This window comes from Candidatus Endolissoclinum faulkneri L2 (assembly GCF_000319385.1).
GTDB classification, from domain to species: domain Bacteria; phylum Pseudomonadota; class Alphaproteobacteria; order Thalassobaculales; family Thalassobaculaceae; genus Thalassobaculum; species Thalassobaculum faulkneri.
This window is the reverse complement of record NC_019566.1, coordinates 1,390,545-1,410,347: the sequence shown is the minus strand read 5'-3', so window position 1 is coordinate 1,410,347 and position 19,803 is coordinate 1,390,545. Positions and strand designations below refer to the sequence as shown.

Below are 19,803 nucleotides of genomic sequence, written 5' to 3'. Positions count from 1 at the left end.
GATGAATATTATTCGTAGAGGGAGCAATGACACAACGCACTATTAAGGCAGGAGCAGACGCCCAAAAAAGGCGGCTTATGGCGCTTGTAGCTGATGGAATGCTTTTAGCAAATGAGGCGTTGTTGTTGTTAAAGGACAAACAAGACGCATCTGCTTTTTCTCCATCTAAAGCTAACCGTAGTAGCAAATCACTTGCAATCGCAGTAGTTGGGATGTCAAGCCGATTTGGCAATGTTGAAGGGCTAGATGAATACTGGGATGTATTACGCGACGGTCGCTCTATTATATGTGATCCGCCATATGATCGTTTTACTAAAGCAATTGCTGGCCAGTGCCCGCGTGCTGGATTCTTAAATGATCCGGAAGTTTTCGATAATGGTTTTTTTAAGATATCTCCAACTGAAGCCACTTTGATGGATCCACAACAGAGGCTATTTCTAGAGCAGTCTTATCATGCACTGGAGGATGCTGGGCTTGGTGGGGAAGCTATGTCTGAAGCGCGTTGCGGAGTTTATGTTGGAGCTGGCAGTGGTGATTATTCAGGAATTCTTAAAGATCGTGGGGTAAGTAGTAATCCATTAGCACTGATGGGTAACGTGGCATCCATCCTTGCAGCAAGAATCTCTTATTTCTTAAACTTAAAAGGCCCAAGTATTGCCGTTGATACTGCTTGTTCTTCGTCTTTAACTGCGCTTTATCTAGCAGTAGAAGCACTAGAAACAAAAACAGTGGATATTGCATTGGCAGGTGGTGTTTGCGTTATTAACACTACGGAATTTATGACTGCGATGGCTGAGGGTGGTATGCTTTCTCCCACTGGATTATGTCATACTTTCGACGCTTCAGCAGATGGTTTTGTGTGTGGTGAAGGTGCTGGGGTAGTAGTATTAAAGCGACTTAGTTCTGCACTTGCAGACGGGGATACTATTCACGGTGTCATTCGTGGCATTGGCATTAACCAAGATGGTCGTACGAATGGAATTACTGCTCCTAGTGGAACTGCTCAGCAAGCATTGGAAGAGGAAGTTTACAGACGTTTTGGTATTGATCCGCGCTTAATATCTTATGTGGAGGCTCATGGTACCGGGACGCCATTAGGCGATCCGATCGAGGTTGATGCTCTGACAGAAGCATTTCGAAGTTTTACCCAAGATCGTGGATTTTGTCGGATTGGGTCAGTTAAGACTAATGTTGGTCATACACTGACCGCAGCTGGATTGGCTGGCTTAATTAAAATTTTGTTAATGATGCGTTATCATGCTATTCCACCAACTCTTAACTTTGGTAGCCCTAATCCAAAAATTGACTTTGATGCAAGCCCGTTTACGGTAGCAACTGCGTTACAGCCTTGGGATGTGTCCATTGGTGATTCTCGGATGGCAGCACTTAGCTCATTTGGTTTCAGTGGTACTAATGCCCATTTAGTTATTGAAGAATTCCCTGTCGAATCTCGGATTTTGTCTAGTAGCTCGGCCTCGCCAGTTTTATTATCCACCAGAAATCAAGATTTACTTACTGTACACGCGAAGCAAATGCTCGATTGGGTTATAGCTAACCCTGAAGTATCTCCAGGCGATGTTGCGTTTAGTTTAGGTGTTGGTCGAGGAGCGTTTAATGTACGAGCTGGCTTTTTGGCTAAAACTAGGGAAGAGCTTATTGCAGGTTTATCAATTATCGCTGAAGGCAAGCAGCATTTCAGTGATGATACAACAATTAATTCTTTTATAAAAGATGGAAACCTTCCTTCACGTTCAGCATTTGATCTTCAGGCGCGGCGGGTGTCTATACCTGGTTATCCTTTTGCGCGAATTCGTCCTGGTGAATTGACATCCGTATCAACTGCTATTGCTTCAGATGCTGAATCAGCTTTGAAGCGGCATGGTTCAGCTTTTAGATTAGCAGAAGCTTGGGGACGCGAAGCGTTGGTATCTGTGTTAGCAGATATGGGTTTATTTTCGACGGGACGTAGAGATTTTACTCGTGCTTGGTCTCGCCATAAGCTTGGTGTGGTAGACAGCCGCGCTCGACTTTTTGATGCCTTGATTAACATCGCGGCGCGCCAAAAGGTTTTGATATTGGAGGGTGATTTGATTCTTCCAAACCCTTCAGTAGATCTGATAGATCGTGCGAAATCTCAATCTATTTTACGATCGGCTCACCCTGACACAGCGCCTTTCCTTGATTTACTAGTTGCGACTTTGGAAGGTTTAGCTTTGGTACTTACCGGTAAGCGGACCGCGATGGAGATATTATTTCCTGGCGGGAAGGGTGATTTAGTCGAGGCCATATATAGTGGTAATCCCTTAGCTAACGAATTGAACGTGCGGTTGGCAAAGTTTATAACTGACATGGCAGTAAAAAATAATCGACCGCTAAAATTGCTAGAGGTGGGAGGCGGAACAGGTAGTGCAACTCGTGCCGTTTTGGATGCTCTTTCTGCTGTCGGACGTTCTGCAAAATACGTTTTTACTGATGTAGCTAGTGCTTTCGTAAAGGCTGCGCCCGCTAATCTAACGCCTATACCTAAAGAATTAAATTTCTTAGCTCATGTGTTTGACATAGAAGCGGAATTGCCCGGTTCTGTAGCGACACAATGTCCATTCGACGTAATTATTGCTTCTAACGTATTGCATGCTACTAAACGTATCGATAAAACTTTAAACCGTTTACATGAATTATTACTCCCAGGCGGTTCACTGCTCCTAAACGAGGTAGTTAATGTACAAGATTTTGCTACTCTTACTTTTGGATTAACTGATGGCTGGTGGGCTTTTGAGGATGCAAATATACGATTGCCTGATGCTCCTGTTCTTTCAGTAGAAGGTTGGCGTACAATTTTAAAAAGCACTGATTTTCCTGATGTTTCTTTTAACTCAATAACTGACCAAGAAGGTCATGCGGTGCAGGCAATTATTTGCGCCAGGCGAGGTGAAGCTGTTAGCGATCTACCAGTATTATCTGCGCATAGAACAGATCGCCGAGATAATGGCAATATGCAAATTGCCCACAAAGATATTTTCACTCAGGTTACTAGTTCAAAGAGTCTGGATAACTATTTACGTGAAGTTGTTGCTCAGGTGCTAACTCTTCCTGTAGAAGAGGTTGATTCTCAGGGACGCTTTATGGAGTTAGGCCTGGATTCTATCCTTGGTGTTGCCTTAGTCGAGAGAATCAATATCGATCTGGGTGTTGATCTCCGACCGACTGTAGTGTTTGATTATCCTACTGTTTCTGATCTTGCAGGTCATTTATCTATTGCTGGTGCATCATTACCTTCAAAATCAACTACCTATAGCGCACGTAAAGAAAAAAGTACACTTGCTTCTTCTGTTTCCAGTTCTAAGGATGAGCCGATTGCTGTGATAGGTCTTTCTGCTAGATTTGCTGACGCTTCAAATATTAATGAGTTTCGTAAGATGTTGCGCGATGGGCATAATGGGATTATTGAGGTGCCGCTATCGCGCTGGTATCCGGAGGTAGATAGTACTGGAGCTGTTAATCCATTTGAGCGGTGGGGTGGGTTTCTTGTTAATGCTGAGGGTTTCGATCCACTAGTTATGCGAATGTCTGGTAAGGAAGCTGAGCTGACAGACCCACAGCATAGGGTATTTCTTATGGAAGCTTGGCGTGCTTTGGAAGATGCGGGATATGGCGATTTGGCGTTGAATGGTTTACGTTGTGGTGTTTTTGTAGGTGCTCATGGAGGAGACTATACTCATCGTATGACATTAGCTGGAGTAGAACCGGAGTCTTTTGCTTTTATGGGTAACGCAGCCTCTATATTGGCAGCTCGTATTTCTTACATGCTTAACTTAAAAGGTCCTGCTTTAGCGATTGATACTGCATGTTCATCTTCATTAGTCGCAATTCACACCGCTTGCCGGAGTATCCAAGACGGTGATTGTGACATTGCCCTAGCGGGTGGAGTGTTTGTGACTACTGTGAAAGGCTTTAATGTAGCTGCCGGGAAGGCAGGTATGTTATCTCTTAAGGGTCGATGCGCTGCGTTTGACGTATCAGCTGACGGTTTTGTGCCCGGTGAAGGCGCCGGTGCTGTGTTGCTAAAGCCGTTATCTCGCGCTTTGGAAGATGGTGATAATATTCAAGCAGTTGTTCTTGGCTCTGGAATAAACCAAGATGGCAAAACCAATGGTATTACCGCTCCTAGCCCAGAAAGCCAAGCGGCTTTACATCGCTTGGTTTATTCTCGTTATAGCATTAATCCTACTTCTATCGGTTACGTTGAAGCCCATGGTACTGGGACACCATTAGGTGATCCGATCGAAGTAGAGGGGTTAACTCGTGCTTGGGCGGATTGGACTGATGAATCTGGTTTTTGCGCTATTGGGTCAGTTAAGACCAATATTGGTCACGCTGCTCATGCTGCGGGAATCGGTGGTTTTATAAAGGCCGTGCTGGCGGTGCGTGACGGGGAGATTTATCCCTCGCTGCATTACAATGAAGAAAATCCTCGATTACACTTGTCTAAAACTCCATTCCGAGTGCCTACAATGCTAGAATCGTGGCAGGTTGAGAACGATGCGAAGCGTAGAGCGGCTGTAAGTTCTTTTGGTTTTAGTGGAACTAATTGCCATCTGGTAATTGAAGAAGGACCTGAGTCTTTACGAAAACAAGCTGTCACAGGACAGCAGCTTTTTCTGTTATCTGCTAAAACATTAACCGCTTTAGCGACTAAACGTAGAGAACTTGCTGAATATTTGGAAAGTCGAACATTAGCTTTGGCTGACATAGCAATGACTTTAGCAATGGGTAGAACTCATTTTGAGCATCGCTTTGCCACTGTCGCTGATTCGATTGTGGAGCTAGTATCAGCACTGCGGTGTGATAATGTCGTTTCGAAGAGCAATACAACCTTGGATGATATGGCGAAATTGTATCGTGATGGTTGTGAAATAAACTTTTCAAATATTGGCTTGGGTGGCCGGAGAATTAGTTTGCCAACTTATCCATTTGAATTGAGCCCGTACTGGATCCAAGTACCTGATAATAGATTAGTAATCAATAAATCTCAAGTTCCTCAAGTAACAATAATGGCAGCTGATTGGGTTAGTGATTCAGCACCTGTAGTACCTGTTTCTGGACAATTACTAGTTGTGGGTGAAGATCCGGTAGCTGCTGAGATCGTTGCTGGTTGGAGTTTTGGTAACTCCAGAAGATTATTATTTCGAGAAACTGAGTTATTGCACTCAGCTGCGAATCAATCAGACGCTATAGTGATTTTAGGAAGCAGGGAGCCTGACAATCCTTTCTTAGCTGAAGATACTGGTGCTGCTCTCTTAGCAGTTGTTCAAGGTCTGCTATCAAATTCTGGTCGCTCTGTTCCAGTGTTGTTGGTGCATCGAGGGGCACCAGGTGAATCTGCTTTCGTTTCATTTGGTCGATCAATAGATTTCTTGGGCGGCAGAGCTCAGGTGCGAACTTTGGAAATGGAGGTTTTTGAAGCTGATCTCATTTTATCTGAAATTGGCTTCGGCCCGCGCGAGATAAAAATGGTTGGTGGATCTCGTGAGATGCGGCAGATGAAGCCTGTTCTCTTAGAGAAAGGAATTTTTTCTTTAAATCCGTATGGTGCAGCTGTTCTGATTACTGGTGGTGGTGGTGTTTTGGCTGGTTTACTGGCACTAAAGCTGGCTAGTGAGACTGGTGCAAAAATTGTTCTACTTGGTCGTAGTATACAAAATGATGCAATCGGAAAAACTATAAGAGATATTGAAATTGCTGGTAGTTCGGCATGTTATAGAGTGTGCGATGTAGCTGATGAGGTAGCGCTGACTACAACGATAACTGAAATAGAAAATACCTTTGCTCCTATTTGTGCTGTTTATCATTTAGCTGGCGTAGCTAGCGAAGGTTCTGTAGTATCCAAAACGTGGAGCGATATGCGCGTTGTTTTTAGTTCTAAAGCTCTTGGCATAGCTTCGCTTGACAGCGTGTTTGGCAATCGTTCATTGCAAGCTTTTGTTGTTTTTAGTTCTTTGGCAGCAGAGCTTGGAGATTTTGGGCAATGTGATTATGCTCTAGCGAATGCTTATGCAGATCGTTTTATAGCTTGGCGTGATTTGCAAGTGCGTAATGGTTGTAGACATGGTGTATCTCGCGCACTTGGCTGGCCGCTTTGGGCGGATGGTAAGTTGGTAATGTCAGCTACCGGATCGCAACTATTTACTGAAGTATCAGGGTTACGTGCGATTAGTACTGAGGAGGCGTTTATCGTTTTTGATCAGGTATTGAGCGGTAAAGCACCATCAGTAATGATTGTACCGAGTGATGCAATGTCAGCGCGTAGCCTTATGGATGGCCAGATAAACCATGTCAATTCATCCCAAAAATCTACGATTATCCCTACCAAATCCTCTCATAAGGAAGACTATTCAGCTAGTACAGTGGCGACAACTTTGACAAAGCTTATTGCGGAGCAGATGAAACTTCCTGCTGACCGATTGACGCTTGACTCCAATCTAGTGGATTTTGGATTTGATTCTATTGCTTTGAAGGATTTTGCTGTTTCGATTTCTCACACTTTTGGAATTAATTTGTCTCCAGCAGTCTTTTTTGCTCATGGATCGATTTCTGCTCTTGCTAGTTATTTGATCAAAGAACATAACGTTGCAGCCAGAGCGTCTATAATATCAAACTCAGCTAACTCTTCTGTATTGTCGGGATCGCGGTCAAATTCTTCATCCCATGTTACGCATACCAATAATAGCGCGATCGCTATTATTGGTATGGCGGGGCGCTTTCCTGGATCTCCGGACGTAAATGCATTTTGGCGTAATCTGGAAGCTGGACGTGATTTAATTGCTTCTGTACCAAAAGATCGCTATGATTGGGGATTGGAGCATAGCGGCGGTATTGGTGGCTATATCGATTGTGTGGATCGCTTTGAATACGAATTTTTTGGTTTATCGTTGCGTGATGCTTTGCTTATGGATCCGCAGCATCGGCTAGCTATTGAAGCTTCCTGGAATGCAGTTGAAGCAGCTGGGCTGCGTATGGATATGCTTGCTGGACGTAGGATCGGTGTTTTATTTGCAAGTCAGGTTAACGAGTATGCTCGGTTAGTGCCTTTTGATGAATCCTCTCGAGCCCAAATGGCACTGGGTAACATTTCTGCACTTCTTGCTAACCGTATCTCGTGGCTATTTGATTTGCTTGGGCCAAGCGAGGCCGTTGATACTGCATGTTCTGGATCGTTAGTTGCCGTTCACCGCGCAGTTCAAATCCTACGCGCTAACGAGGCAGAGATGGTGTTAGCAGGTGGGGTTAGTGTTATGCTTAGTCCCGATAGTGAGGAGACTGTGCGTAAGCTTGGCGTTGCTTCTCCAGACAGTCGCTGTTTTGTTTTTGACGCTAGGGCTAATGGCTATGTCAAGGGTGAAGGTGTTGGTGCCGTCCTTTTAAAGCCACTTGAGAATGCCTTGGCCGATGGCAATCCTGTACTTGCGGTAATTCGCGGGAGTGCTGTAAGTCATGGCGGTCATGCTCAAACTATAACAGCACCTAATGCCTCTGCTCAGGCAGAGGCGATTGTTCGAGCGGTGCGCAATGCTAATATTCATGTGGACGCTATTAGCTATATAGAGGCTCATGGTACAGGTACCGAGCTTGGTGATCCAGTGGAAATAGAGGGATTGAGGCAAGCTTTCCACACCTTAGGGCGCACTAATAGCACGGCTGCTTGTTCGATTGGTTCAGTAAAATCTAACATTGGTCATTTAGAACCAGCAGCTGGGATAGCTGGCCTTGTAAAGTTAATTCAGGCATTACGCCATCATACTATTCCGGCTAGTTTACATGTTGAGAATATTAATCCTTTAATCGACTTATCTGATGGTTTGATACGAATCGCTAGTCGCCTTGAGGCTTGGGTTAAACAACCTAACGCAGGACCGCGTTGTGCGGGTATTAGTTCATTTGGTTTTGGTGGAGCGAATGCTCATGTAGTGCTTGAAGAGGCGCCGAAGCAAGTTATTGCATCATTTCTAGAACGAAGCACCTTATTGGCAGTATCTGCCATGACCAAAACACGATTGATAGCTTATTGTGAAATATTAGTTAACTATTTAATTGAACATTCTTTACCTTTGTCTGCTGTTGCAGCAACTTTAATGTTGGGACGTGTGCCTCTTGCTGCGCGAGTTGCGGTGCGTGTAACGCCAGAAGATAACGCTGTTGCGCAATTAAGGACTGCTATTGCTGTGTTAAAAGGAACGGCAACGGATGCAAGTGTTGTCGAAGGTTTAGTCGGTTCTGGGGCTTTGACGAAAGGACCGGAAACAGATGTTATGATAAGAGAGCTTTTGGAAGAAGGTGAACTGCTTCGTATTGCTCGACTTTGGGTAGCTGGAACAGAAATTGATTGGCAAGATATTGGTTTGGCCAGCGGCCCGAGAATAACATTACCCGAACGTCCATTAGATGGCCCAAGATGCTGGTTCAAGAAAAAGCTAAATACGGAAGAAGTTATTGCTTCAGATCTTCAGACTAATTTGACAAGTACATTGGTCAAAGAATCATCTTTAGCGTCATCCTCAGAATCGTCTAAAGAATCATCTTTAGCGTCATCCTCAGAATCATCTAAAGAATCATCTTTAGCGTCATCCTCAGAATCGTCTAAAGAATCATCTTTAGCGTCATCCTCAGAATCATCTAAAGAATCATCTTTAGCGTCATCGTCATCCTCAATCAATCCTGTCATTCCTAACGCGTTGCAATATGATCAATCAGAGATTGGTGATCGTATCACTGACTTAGTGGCAAGTGCTTTGTACGTAGAAGCGGGGACAATTGATCGTACTGCTGGATTATCCGATATTGGCCTTGATTCTATTTTGGCTGTTGAATTAGTGCAGGAGATCAATCAGACTTTTGGCACTAAGCTTCAGGCTGCTCGTCTTTATGATTATCCAACAGTCGAAGCATTAGCTAAATTTGTTGCAAGCTCAAGTGTCACTGATCATTTTGTCAATCCAGTACCCAAATCCATTGTTCAGCCATCTACTTCTCTATCTTCTCCTGTTTCACAAAATGCTGATGTCGTATTACTTGAGATTCGTCGTATTGTTGCTGAAGCTCTTTATGTAGAGCCTGAAGTATTGGATGAAACATCAGGTTTTGGCGATCTTGGGCTAGATTCAATCTTGGCGGTTGAAGTGGTACAAAATATCAATGACATCTATGGTATTGGTATGCAGGCAGCTAGATTGTACGATTATCCTACCATTATGGATCTTGCTAATTACGTAGCTGCGTCTTTGTCTAATCGTTTTACAGCGCCGATGGCCGATCCATCTTCGTCTGTAAAGCTTTCTGAAGAAGCTGCTCCTATTTTAAACTTTTTACGTGAGCGAATTGGAATTTCTCTAGGAAAATCAGAAGAATCTATCGATCCTAGTGCACCTATTACTGATTTTCATATTGATCCAGAGTCTGCAGCGAAAATCATTGATGATATAGCAATAAAAATTGGTTTTCGTCCGACATTTGAACAAATTAGCCGTTGTGCAGATCTTAATGCACTAGCAGCTTTCTTAGCTTCAGGTAAGAATTCACAATCTGTTGACCTTGTTTCTAATGCATCATTTCTTGAGACAAAGAGTATTGAAAGATCTAGCAATATTAATTCCCCACATCAGAATGAAATTGAGAACAATGATAAAGTATTAATTGCCGTGCGATCGATTGTCGCTGAAGTACTAAGCGTTGACTCCAATGCACTAACTCTTGATGTGCCGCTAAATGAGCTAGGAATAGATCTGGTACAAGCTGGAGAAATAGCTTATCGCTTGAATCGTTCCTTTGGCAGCGACATGACAGCACATCGCTTAATGACTTTTAAAGGGATTATTGCTATTGCTTCTGCTTTAAATGCTGGGCCAGATAATAGCCCTGGAGGAAGTGGTGTTAGCCCATCGAATAATACTTTGGATTCTCAAGAAATGATCCACGCTGTATCATCAAATTTAACAACTAATACCACTGATTCTTTAGCGAATGAAGCTGTTGCTATTATTGGTATTGCCGCACGTTATCCTAAAGCAGATTCAGTTAAGGACTTCTGGAAGTTAATCTGTGATGGCCGTTCAGCCATCAGCGAGGTACCAACAGATCGTTGGTCGGTTGAGGAGAATATCGCTACTCTAACTGACCCTTCTCAATGTTCAGCTGTTCGTTGGGGCGGCTTTATTTCTGATGTGGACCGATTTGACCCCCTTTTCTTTGGATTGTCACCAAAGGAAGCCGAGGTTATGGATCCGCAACAGCGTTTATTCTTGGAGGAAGGATGGCATGCTTTCGAGGATGCTGGACTTAGTCGTGAAGGTATAAAGGGAGTAGCATGTGGGATATTTGTTGGCGGTGGGCAGAGCGATTATGTTAATTTGCTGCCGCGTGATGGCGTTGAATTGTCTGGGCAGATGTTATTGGGTAACACATCTTCGGTGTTAGCAGCGCGGCTTGCTTATTTTCTTGACCTTAAAGGACCCAGTCTAGCGATTGATACTGCCTGTTCTTCTGGTTTAGTAGCAACTCATTATGCTGTACGCAGTTTATTAGATGGGGAGTGTGAGATAGCGTTAGCTGGTGGTATTAATCTGATGTTAACGCCTCAGATGCATGTAATGACCGCAGCTTCTGGTATGTTAGCACCGGATGGACTTTGCAAGACATTCGATAATGCGGCCGATGGTTTTGTGCCAGGTGAAGGTTTGGGGGTAGTAGTTTTAAAACCACTAGCCAAGGCTATTGCGGATTGTGATCGCATCTACGCTACCATTCTTGGTTCAGCGGTCAATCAAGACGGACGTACTACTTCAATTACAGCACCTAGTGCTGCTTCTCAAGCACGTCTAGAAGCTGGGCTTTACGCTCGCGCTGGAATTGATGTTCAACGTATTGGTTTGGTTGAAGCACACGGTACTGGTACCAAACTTGGCGATCCTATTGAGGTTTCAGCTTTGACTCAAGCTTTTACCGAGAGTGGTATTCCGCCAAGTGAGCGTGAATCAGTAGCTATAGGCTCAGTGAAGACGAATATTGGTCATACGTTAGCAGCTTCCGGTATGGCTGGGTTGATAAAGGTAGCCCTATCCTTGCGTTATGGTAAAATTCCGCCTAGCTTAAATTTCAGCCAACCAAATACTCATATCTCTTTTGAGGATACTCCTTTTCGAGTTGCAACTAGTCTTCATTCTATGGATCCTGAACGTCCATTAGCGGCAGTTAGTTCTTTCGGATTTAGTGGCACTAACGCACATATGGTGCTTGGCCCTCCTCCCAAAATATCAATGCCTGTTATCTTAGCTAACTTGTTGGTGTTTCCGCTATCGGCTCCATCCCAGGTAGCTTTGCGGCGGCTAGCAGCAACGTTGGCTAATGGTATTGCTCAGGATGCTATCTTAGTTGATGTTGCTTACACTTTAGCTGTACGTAGAACCGTCTTTAATAGTCGTTGTGTGGTTGTAGCTGGTTCACGTTCTAGCTTACTTAATTCTCTTTGTTTAATCTCAAGAAAAGAGACAAATCTTGATACAGCTGTAGGTGATCAAGTACCGGATTCTTTTATCGATGATGTAAGACTATTTCTTAGCGGAGGAAAGCCATCTTGGCAAGCATTGCCGAGAGGAGGTATCGCTGATTTACCGGGTTATCCATTTGATCATCGTCGTTTTTGGGTGAATTCTACACCTGTTTTAGCTAAGCCTGTTGCTTCACTTGTTCTTTCTTCAAATCATCCAATCCTTGTTGGGCACAAGGTTGCTGGTCGTTGTATATTACCAGGCGTTACTGCTTTAGTTATAGCATGTCAAGGACAAGATGACTGGGTGATGGTTTCTGATTTAATTTGGCACTTTCCGGTGGAAGCTACGGATAGCGGTCTTGATATCAATTTAGTAAATTCTGCTGATGGTCGTTTTACTATGATGAGTGGTGCTGTTACTGGCACTCGCACTACAGGAGTCTGTCCAGAAGTTGAATCTTCGGCGATGCCTGTTGGTGGAAATAAGATTGAATCTTCACAAATTTATGACTTCCTGAAAGACACTAGCATTGTTTACGGCCCCGAATTTCATCGCGTAAAATCGGTACGCGTGGTTGGTGATGAAGCTCTAGTAACTTTTACTCCCCCTACTAAAATTTTAAGTGAAGAAATAATTGATATCGCAGCAGTTGGCATTCTGGACGCTGCCTTACATGCATTGGCTGCTTTTGCTATAGAACGCGGTAATCCTGGTATGCTATTGATGCCTACTAGCTTAAAGCGTGCTTACGTTCGTTCAAATATTGCTTGCGCAACGAAAGCTCGTCTATCCTTGTGTCAAGATAGTGAACCAGGAGCGATTATTGCTAATACCGAGCTATTCACAGCCAATGATATGCTGGTAGCAAAAATTTCTGGTCTTTGTGCTAAGATGTCAGAATCGTCCATTGAAATTGCTAAAACTTTTCTTTTACAGCGCTATTGGGTTGCTGAAAGTTCACAGTTAACCCCTCTTCAAGGACCAGTTGCTATATTAATAGCAACTGGAGGAAGCATTGCAACATCTTGGGCAAGAAATTTAGTTAATGAAGTAAATTTATTAGGGCAGAAAGCTTATATTTTAGACTTATCGAATTGGAAATTTGAGATTGATGAAGCACGTACGATTGTTTTTGTTGCCTTCTCTGATCGCCATCCAGTTAAATTAGAAGATGCCGAAGTTGATGGAGTGCACCGGCTGCTAGAGCTATCTAAATTTTTAATTGCCAGTGGTATTACCAGATGTTTGCGAGTAGTTACCCGTGGTGTTCATAGCTTGGTAAATGATGATTATCAAGACTATTCATTTGCAGCTTTGTCTGGCTTTGTTCGTACTTTGGCTCGGGAGCATCCCGCACTTAATCCATTAGTGATTGATTTACCACTTATTGATCAGGAAAATATTGCTGATAGCCGAGCTCATCAAAGATTGCTGCTTGCTGATGGCGGGGGTGAATTAAATGATATAGCTTATCGTGATGGCCGGCGCTTTGTTAGCCGACTTAGTGAGTTGAATTTTGAAGGCGAAGCAGATTTCCACCTAGATACAGGTAGTGTCGTTCTCATCCTTGGAGGTGCCGGTGGCATTGGACAAGCAATAAGTTTTGATCTTGCTCAGCGTTATGCAGCTCGTATTGTTTGGATTGGTCGACGGAAAGAAAATGACGATATTCGTGCAGCTAAGGATAGAGTGAAAGCAGCAGGAGGTATTGCGTGGTATTGTCAGGTTGATGCTACTGATTCGTTTGCATTGAGTCATGTAGTGGAAGTTGTTGAGAGTAAGTGGGGGCGAATTGTCGGGATAATCCATGCTGCTATTGTGTTGTCAGACACCTTGGTGGAAACTATGGATGCTGAGACTCTGGATCGTGCCTTAGTTAATAAATCGCGCACCGCAGTAGCTTTGGAACAAGCTTTAGGAGAGCGTCGGCCAGACTGGTTAGCTATATTTTCTTCTAGTAATTCTTTAACTTGCAATCCAGGTCAAGCAAACTATGCAGCAGGCTGCACATTTATTGATGCTTGGGCTTTATCATGGGGGCGTCGTAAAGGTGTTAGAGTATCGGTGATTAATTGGGGTTTCTGGGGGGAGACGGGGATAGTGGCGCGCGATGATTATCGCGCTAGGGCTATTGCGGCTGGAGTAGATCCTATTAGTACTGAAGATGGATTAGCTGTTTTTCGCTGGCTGCTAGGTCGTGATATAAAGATAGCAGCTGTTATGCGTTTTACCGCTACTGGTTTATCTCAAGTAGAAAATGATGTAACTCGTATTTTATTTCCACCAAAAGTATTACCTATTTCGGAAAAATTAGGAATAAACGCACTTGCTAGCCTGAACAGCTGGCCTAATTTAGATGAAGAAAGATTAAGTATTGCTGTCGCAGATGTATTGGCAATTGAAGAATATGGTCGCCTTAAATTAATTGACATCTTTGGTAAACTAGCAGCTTTGCAAAAGGGAACCAAGAAGTTAGAAGATATTGCTACCCATCTTGGCGTACATCCTAACTATAGTCGTTTACTGACAGCTCTATTTGATATAATGGCAAGGTCTGGTGTATTAATTATGCGTGATGGTATGGTTACTCTAAGAGTAAATTCTACCATGAAAGCACCCGAGCGTCCAAAAGTAGTTTTATTGTCTGCTCATCTAAAATTGTTAGAGACTTGTCTTGATGGATTAACTGCCGTGCTTACTGACCTTCGTAAGGCGACGGATGTATTATTTCCCAAGGGATCGGCTTCACTGGTGGAAGCTGTATATCGTGATAACCCTTCTTCGGACCCGTATAACGCAATGTTAGCAGCTGCTACCTTATCTATGGCTATGCCAGATAGGCTTTTAAAAGTGATAGAGGTAGGCGCTGGTACTGGTGGCGCAACAGTTGCTATTGCTGAGGCTTTATCAGCTTCTGGTCAAGATTTTGATTACACTATGACAGATGTGTCATCTATTTTTCTTGATCCAGCTCGAGCACTTTTTGCGAATAAGCCCCAAATAAGTTTTTCTGTTCTTGATATTAATGCTGATCCCATTAAGCAGGGTTTTGTATGCGGGGCTTATGATTTGGTGATCGCTTCTAATGTATTACACGCTACTTCTGATCTTTCTCGGGCTGTTGATCATGTCAAAGCACTTTTGGCTCCGGGCGGGGTATTGTTGTTGAATGAAATGACGGCGAGATCAGACTTAGCAACTTTAACCTTTGGGTTAACAGAGGGTTGGTGGGCATATACGGACTCAGCAGCAAGAATGCCTCATGGAGGTCCGCTCCTCGACGTATCGGGATGGCGTGGTCTGCTCAGTAGAGCTGGATTTATATCCTCAGCGTTTGGTGAGCTTGGCCCAGAGAGTGGTCAAAGTATTATCGCTGCGGTATCTAATGGCTGGATGCCAGGTTATCGCGTTAAGTCTGAGTCTTCTTCTAACGTTTGTTCAACGCCAGCGGTTAATATGACTAATAGTGGTTTGATTAATTGGTTGCGCGATATTTTCAGTAAAGCATTAAAACTTAGCCCTTCGGAGCTTGCGGTAGATGAACCGTATGAAGCTTATGGGGTTGACTCTTTAGTCGCCATGGATATTCGGGCTAAGATAGAGAATAAAATTGGTGCATTCCCCACTTCATTATTGTTTGAGGGCGTTACATTATATGGTTTTGCTCAGGTGTTATTGCGAGAAAAGCCAGTGGAAATTGCTGCTAATTTTAGTGATGATAAGTTTGCATCTAATACTTTTGAAGTTATTACAAACACTAACCGTACTATTACTTCTACTCCTTCCCTTAGTAACTTGGACGCTGCAGTATCTTCGGTCAATATTGCTCCTGTAACAGATGAGTTAGCGTTGTCTTCTTCCCTTAATATTAGAAATCTAGAACCTATTGCTATTGTTGGTATGGCTGGGCGCTATCCTAAAGGGGAGAATGAGGCGGATTTTTGGAATACTCTTATTACGGGTGAATGCGTGGCTTGCATGATCCCAGAAGAGCGTTGGCCATATTTTGCTGCGCCTGAACCAGGTGCGCATAATGCTGCGATAATCGAACACGTTGATCGATTTGATCCGCTTTTCTTTCAAATTTCTCCGGCTGAAGCAGCAGCTATGGATCCACAGGAGCGAATATTTTTAGAAACTGTTTGGGCAGCTATAGAAAATGCAGCAACTACTCCTCGGCAGCTCGGTGGAGATCGGCGTCGAGTTGGAGTTTATACTGGTGCTATGCGTACTGATTACCAGCGTATCGGGACGTTGGATTTAGCATCCGGTGGTAGCGGTTTGGCTGGATCGTCTTTTTGGTCGATTGCTAACAGGGTTTCGCATCAACTTGATTTTCGAGGCCCAAGTATTGCAGTTGATACTGCTTGTTCTGCTGGATTACACGCAATATTGTTAGCTATTGATGCTCTGCGTAATCGCGTAATCGACGCAGCGATAGCAGGCGGCGTTCATTTGCTTTTACATCCGCAGAATCAACGCGCTATGGCGGCAATGGGTTTGCTATCACCTAATGGTATAGGCAGACCGTTTGATGCTAGGGCTGACGGTTTTGTTGAGGGTGATGGCGTTGGTGCAGTCGTACTTAAGCGATTATCAGATGCTGAGCGTGATGGAGATCGTGTGCGAGCAATAATTCTTGGAGGTGCTTCTGGATCAAATGGACTTTCTACTGGATACATGTTACCAAGTCCAGCTTCAATGGCTGAACTGATTAGTGTTGCTTTGGATAACGCCAAAGTTTCTCCTGATGCTATCAGTTATATTGAGGCACAGGCTGCCGGTTCTCCCATTGGCGATCCTGCAGAGGCAAGTGCTTTGTCTATGGTGTATAATTCAGCGAGCGGATCGCGTCGACTTGGAACTTTAAAGGGGATTATTGGACATCTTTCAGCAGCATCAGGTTTAGCACAATTATCTAAAGTGGTTCTTCAGCTAGAACAAGAAAAGATACTTCCTTTCGCGCTTCCAGTCCAATTACATCCAGATGTAGAATTAGATAAATTTGTTTTCTCAGACACAGTAACTCCATGGGCTAGGGGTGATGAACCTCGCATCGCTACTATTACTGCTAGTGGTGCAGGTGGATCAAGTGCTGTATTGGTTGTCGCTGAGGCGCCAATGATTGGAAAAGTTTCCTCTTCTGTCGGTTCTGTGGCACAAGTTTTTCCTCTTTCTGCAAAGAAATCTGAACAACTGCTAGAAATGGCTGGAAGATTAGCTGATTACTTAGATAAGGGGCAAAATTTAATTTCGTCAGTTGCTTGGACGTTACAGGTTGGTCGTGAAGCGATGGCTTTTCGACTGGCGATTGTGGCTGAGGATCGTCAAACCTTGGTGCAACGATTGCGGGCTTTTTCATCAGGTGAAAAGTGTAAAAGTGTAGCCCAAGGTAAGGCTAATAGCCGTTCTCTTGCTACTCCTAGTATGTCTGCTTCAGCGCAAGATTTTGCTAAAGCTTGGGTCCAGGGAGCGCCGATAGATTGGCGCGCCTATTGGCAGGACGCAGTGCCTATTCCAGTATCTTTGCCCACATATCCTTTTGAGAGACGAAGATGTTGGATTGACACAGTAGTATCATCTTCAAAGAGCGCCACCGTTTTGACAGAAACAAATATTAGTGACTCTAATGCAAAAACTTATCAGGCAGTACGAATTTATCGCCCATCGGACGTTGATGATATTATTGTTCAGCAGGTTCCGCGCGGAGTACCACTGCCTGACGAAGTAGGCATTTGTGTAGAAACTTTTTCGCTTAATTTTGGTGATCTTCTTAGCTTGAGAGGTAGCTATCCAAATTTACCGCCTTATCCATTTACACCTGGCATGGAGGTGGTTGGTAGAATTATATCTGTTGGAGCTAAGGTGAAAGAACGTAATATTGGTGATCGTGTTGTTGCGATTACGGGTGGGCGTGGTGGCCATGCAGAATATGTGACATTACCTGCATCTTTAACTGCACCAATTCCAGACGATTTGGATTCTGTTCAAGCCGTAGCTTTACCAATTGCTTATTTAACTGGGCGTTATGCACTTAATAGAGCTGATCTTGCATCAGGAGAAACATTGCTGGTAACTTCTGCAGCTGGTGGTGTTGGGCCAATTTTAGTTCAGTTAGCTAAAGCCGTAGGAGCTAAGGTATTAGCGACTGTTGGTTCTTCAACGAAGATTGCAGCTATAGAGGCGCTTGGAGCAGTAGTTATAGATTACAACGCTGGTACTGATGTGGTCGCCGCTTGGGTCCTTGAACAAACTAACGGGATTGGTGCTGATGTGGTGATAAATTTGCTTGGTGGTTCGGCGATTCAAGAAGGAATTAACTCTCTGGCTCCTGGCGGTAGGTATGTCGAAATCGCATTGGCTGGACTAATGGCATCTGGAAGAGTTGATCTTTCTCGCCTTATGGATAACCAAAGCATTATTACTGTCAATCTTGGCCGGGTTATGGCTACTCCACAGCGTACGGCAGTAGCGATGGATGATCTTGCGCAAGTATTAGCAGACAATAAAATACATCCCCTAGTTGATAGTGTATATCGATTTGAGCATATTGTCGATGCATATCGACGCATGGCTAGCCGCAAAGCGGTAGGTAGAATTATCGTAGCAGTTGATTCAGCAATTCCAGATTGCTTGCCCACCGACTCATTAACAATTCCAAGTAAATCAAGTACCTTGTCTCTATCATTACCAGAACCTTCAGTTGATAGTAAGCTTATAGAATCAATACGTTCTTTGGTTTCGCTTGTTCTTGGTCTGATGTCTAAGGAAATTTCTGACGAAAAACCATTGTATGAATTAGGTATGAATTCTGTTTCTGGGCTTGAAATTGCTCGACGGCTAGAAAGCTTAGTAAAAAGGCCAGTTCCTGTTACCATACTATGGCAACATTGCAGTATCTCTGCTTTAGCAAAAGCTCTTAGTGCTAGCACTGATACTGCTAGGTCGACGACAACAACGGTTTTGCCACGTTCACCTTTAGTAGCAATTCGTGAGACTGGAATGGGTACATTGCAGTCAATACCTCCACTGTTTTTTGTTCATGGTGCACCGGGGGAAGTGAGTTGGGCTGTAAATTTAGGTGGAAGGTTAGCCGCAGAAATTCCAGTTTATGCTTTTGAGGCTCCTGGTTTACACGGCGACCAGCCGATACCTAGTATGATCGAAGATTTTGCTAATATTTATGCTGATCTTTTGGAGCAAGTATGCCCAATCGGGCAATATAATCTTGGAGGTTACTCTGGTGGTGGAGCTATTGCTTTTGAAGTAGCTCGTATCCTTTCTGAGCGTGGACGTCCGGCGGCAAGCTTAATATTACTTGATGCCAATGCGCCAGGTACTGATAGCTTAAAGGGTATGGATTTAGCCTTTGGTGGTGGTTTTGTATACCGTCTTGCTGCGAATTGGTTAAGTAGTATTTGGGGTGGTGCGGAAATGTTAGAATTAGGAGCATTAACCGACAGCAATAAAGATTTGTGGCTTGACATTGTGCTCGATCACCTTTTTTCTACATCTTCTCCACCAATGAAGCGTGAAGAGTTACACGCAATGATCAAAGGTATGGAAGTAGTTGCTAGCACTATCGGTAGGGCACTAGCAGCTTACAATACATCACCAATTAATCCGGCGTTGAAAACTATGCTGATTCGTTGTGAACAGGGCATGGCCCCAAAGGATAACCCGCTTGGTTTACCTGCTTTTCTAACAGATGGCGATTATCGATTTGGCTGGGATAGGTTAGTAGGTGGTATGTTAAAAATTTTTACTGTTGACTGCGATCATTTTTCGCTTGTGTTAGAGCCGAATATAAACCAAGTAGTAGAAGCAATTCATTCTTTTTTGTGTATTACACCTAGAAAAATAATAACTCGTGAGCATGTGGTTAATGTAGTGCTAGATAATATTCGTAAAGGTTTAGTTGATGTACCAGCAGAAGAAATTATGCCAGAGGCTAGCATGACTGACTTAGGTGCGACCTCATTAGATCGAGTTGAAGTTACTTTGGCTGCGATGGAGGAGTTAGGATTGGATATACCACCACGTGATTTAGTTGGTCTTGCAAATATTAATGCTTTAATTGATATTTTATATAAGCATCTTAATGCAGCTAGTACCGATAGGTAATGCTTGAATACATGAATAAATTAAACTTTTTAAGTGATTTATAGTTGGATAATACAAGAAAATTTTATTTCGAAGATGATTAATTAGATTAATAATTTTGCCATTTAGTAATTTATGTATTATTTTTATTATGAAAATA

The 19,803-nt window shown here is 43.5% G+C and carries 1 protein-coding gene; it reads left to right on the top strand.

Features of this window, described 5'->3' with window-relative positions; genetic code table 11:
• Positions 1–26: 26 nt before the first annotated feature.
• On the top strand, positions 27–19,664 hold the full coding sequence (locus A1OE_RS04455) for an SDR family NAD(P)-dependent oxidoreductase (RefSeq protein WP_044283306.1): 19,638 nt from the start codon (positions 27–29) through the stop codon (positions 19,662–19,664).
• Positions 19,665–19,803 lie beyond the last annotated feature (139 nt).

Coding starts and splice junctions, on each gene's coding strand:
- A1OE_RS04455 (WP_044283306.1), top strand. CDS start 27: ATGACACAACGCACTATTAAGGCAGGAGCAGACGCCCAAAAAAGGCGG.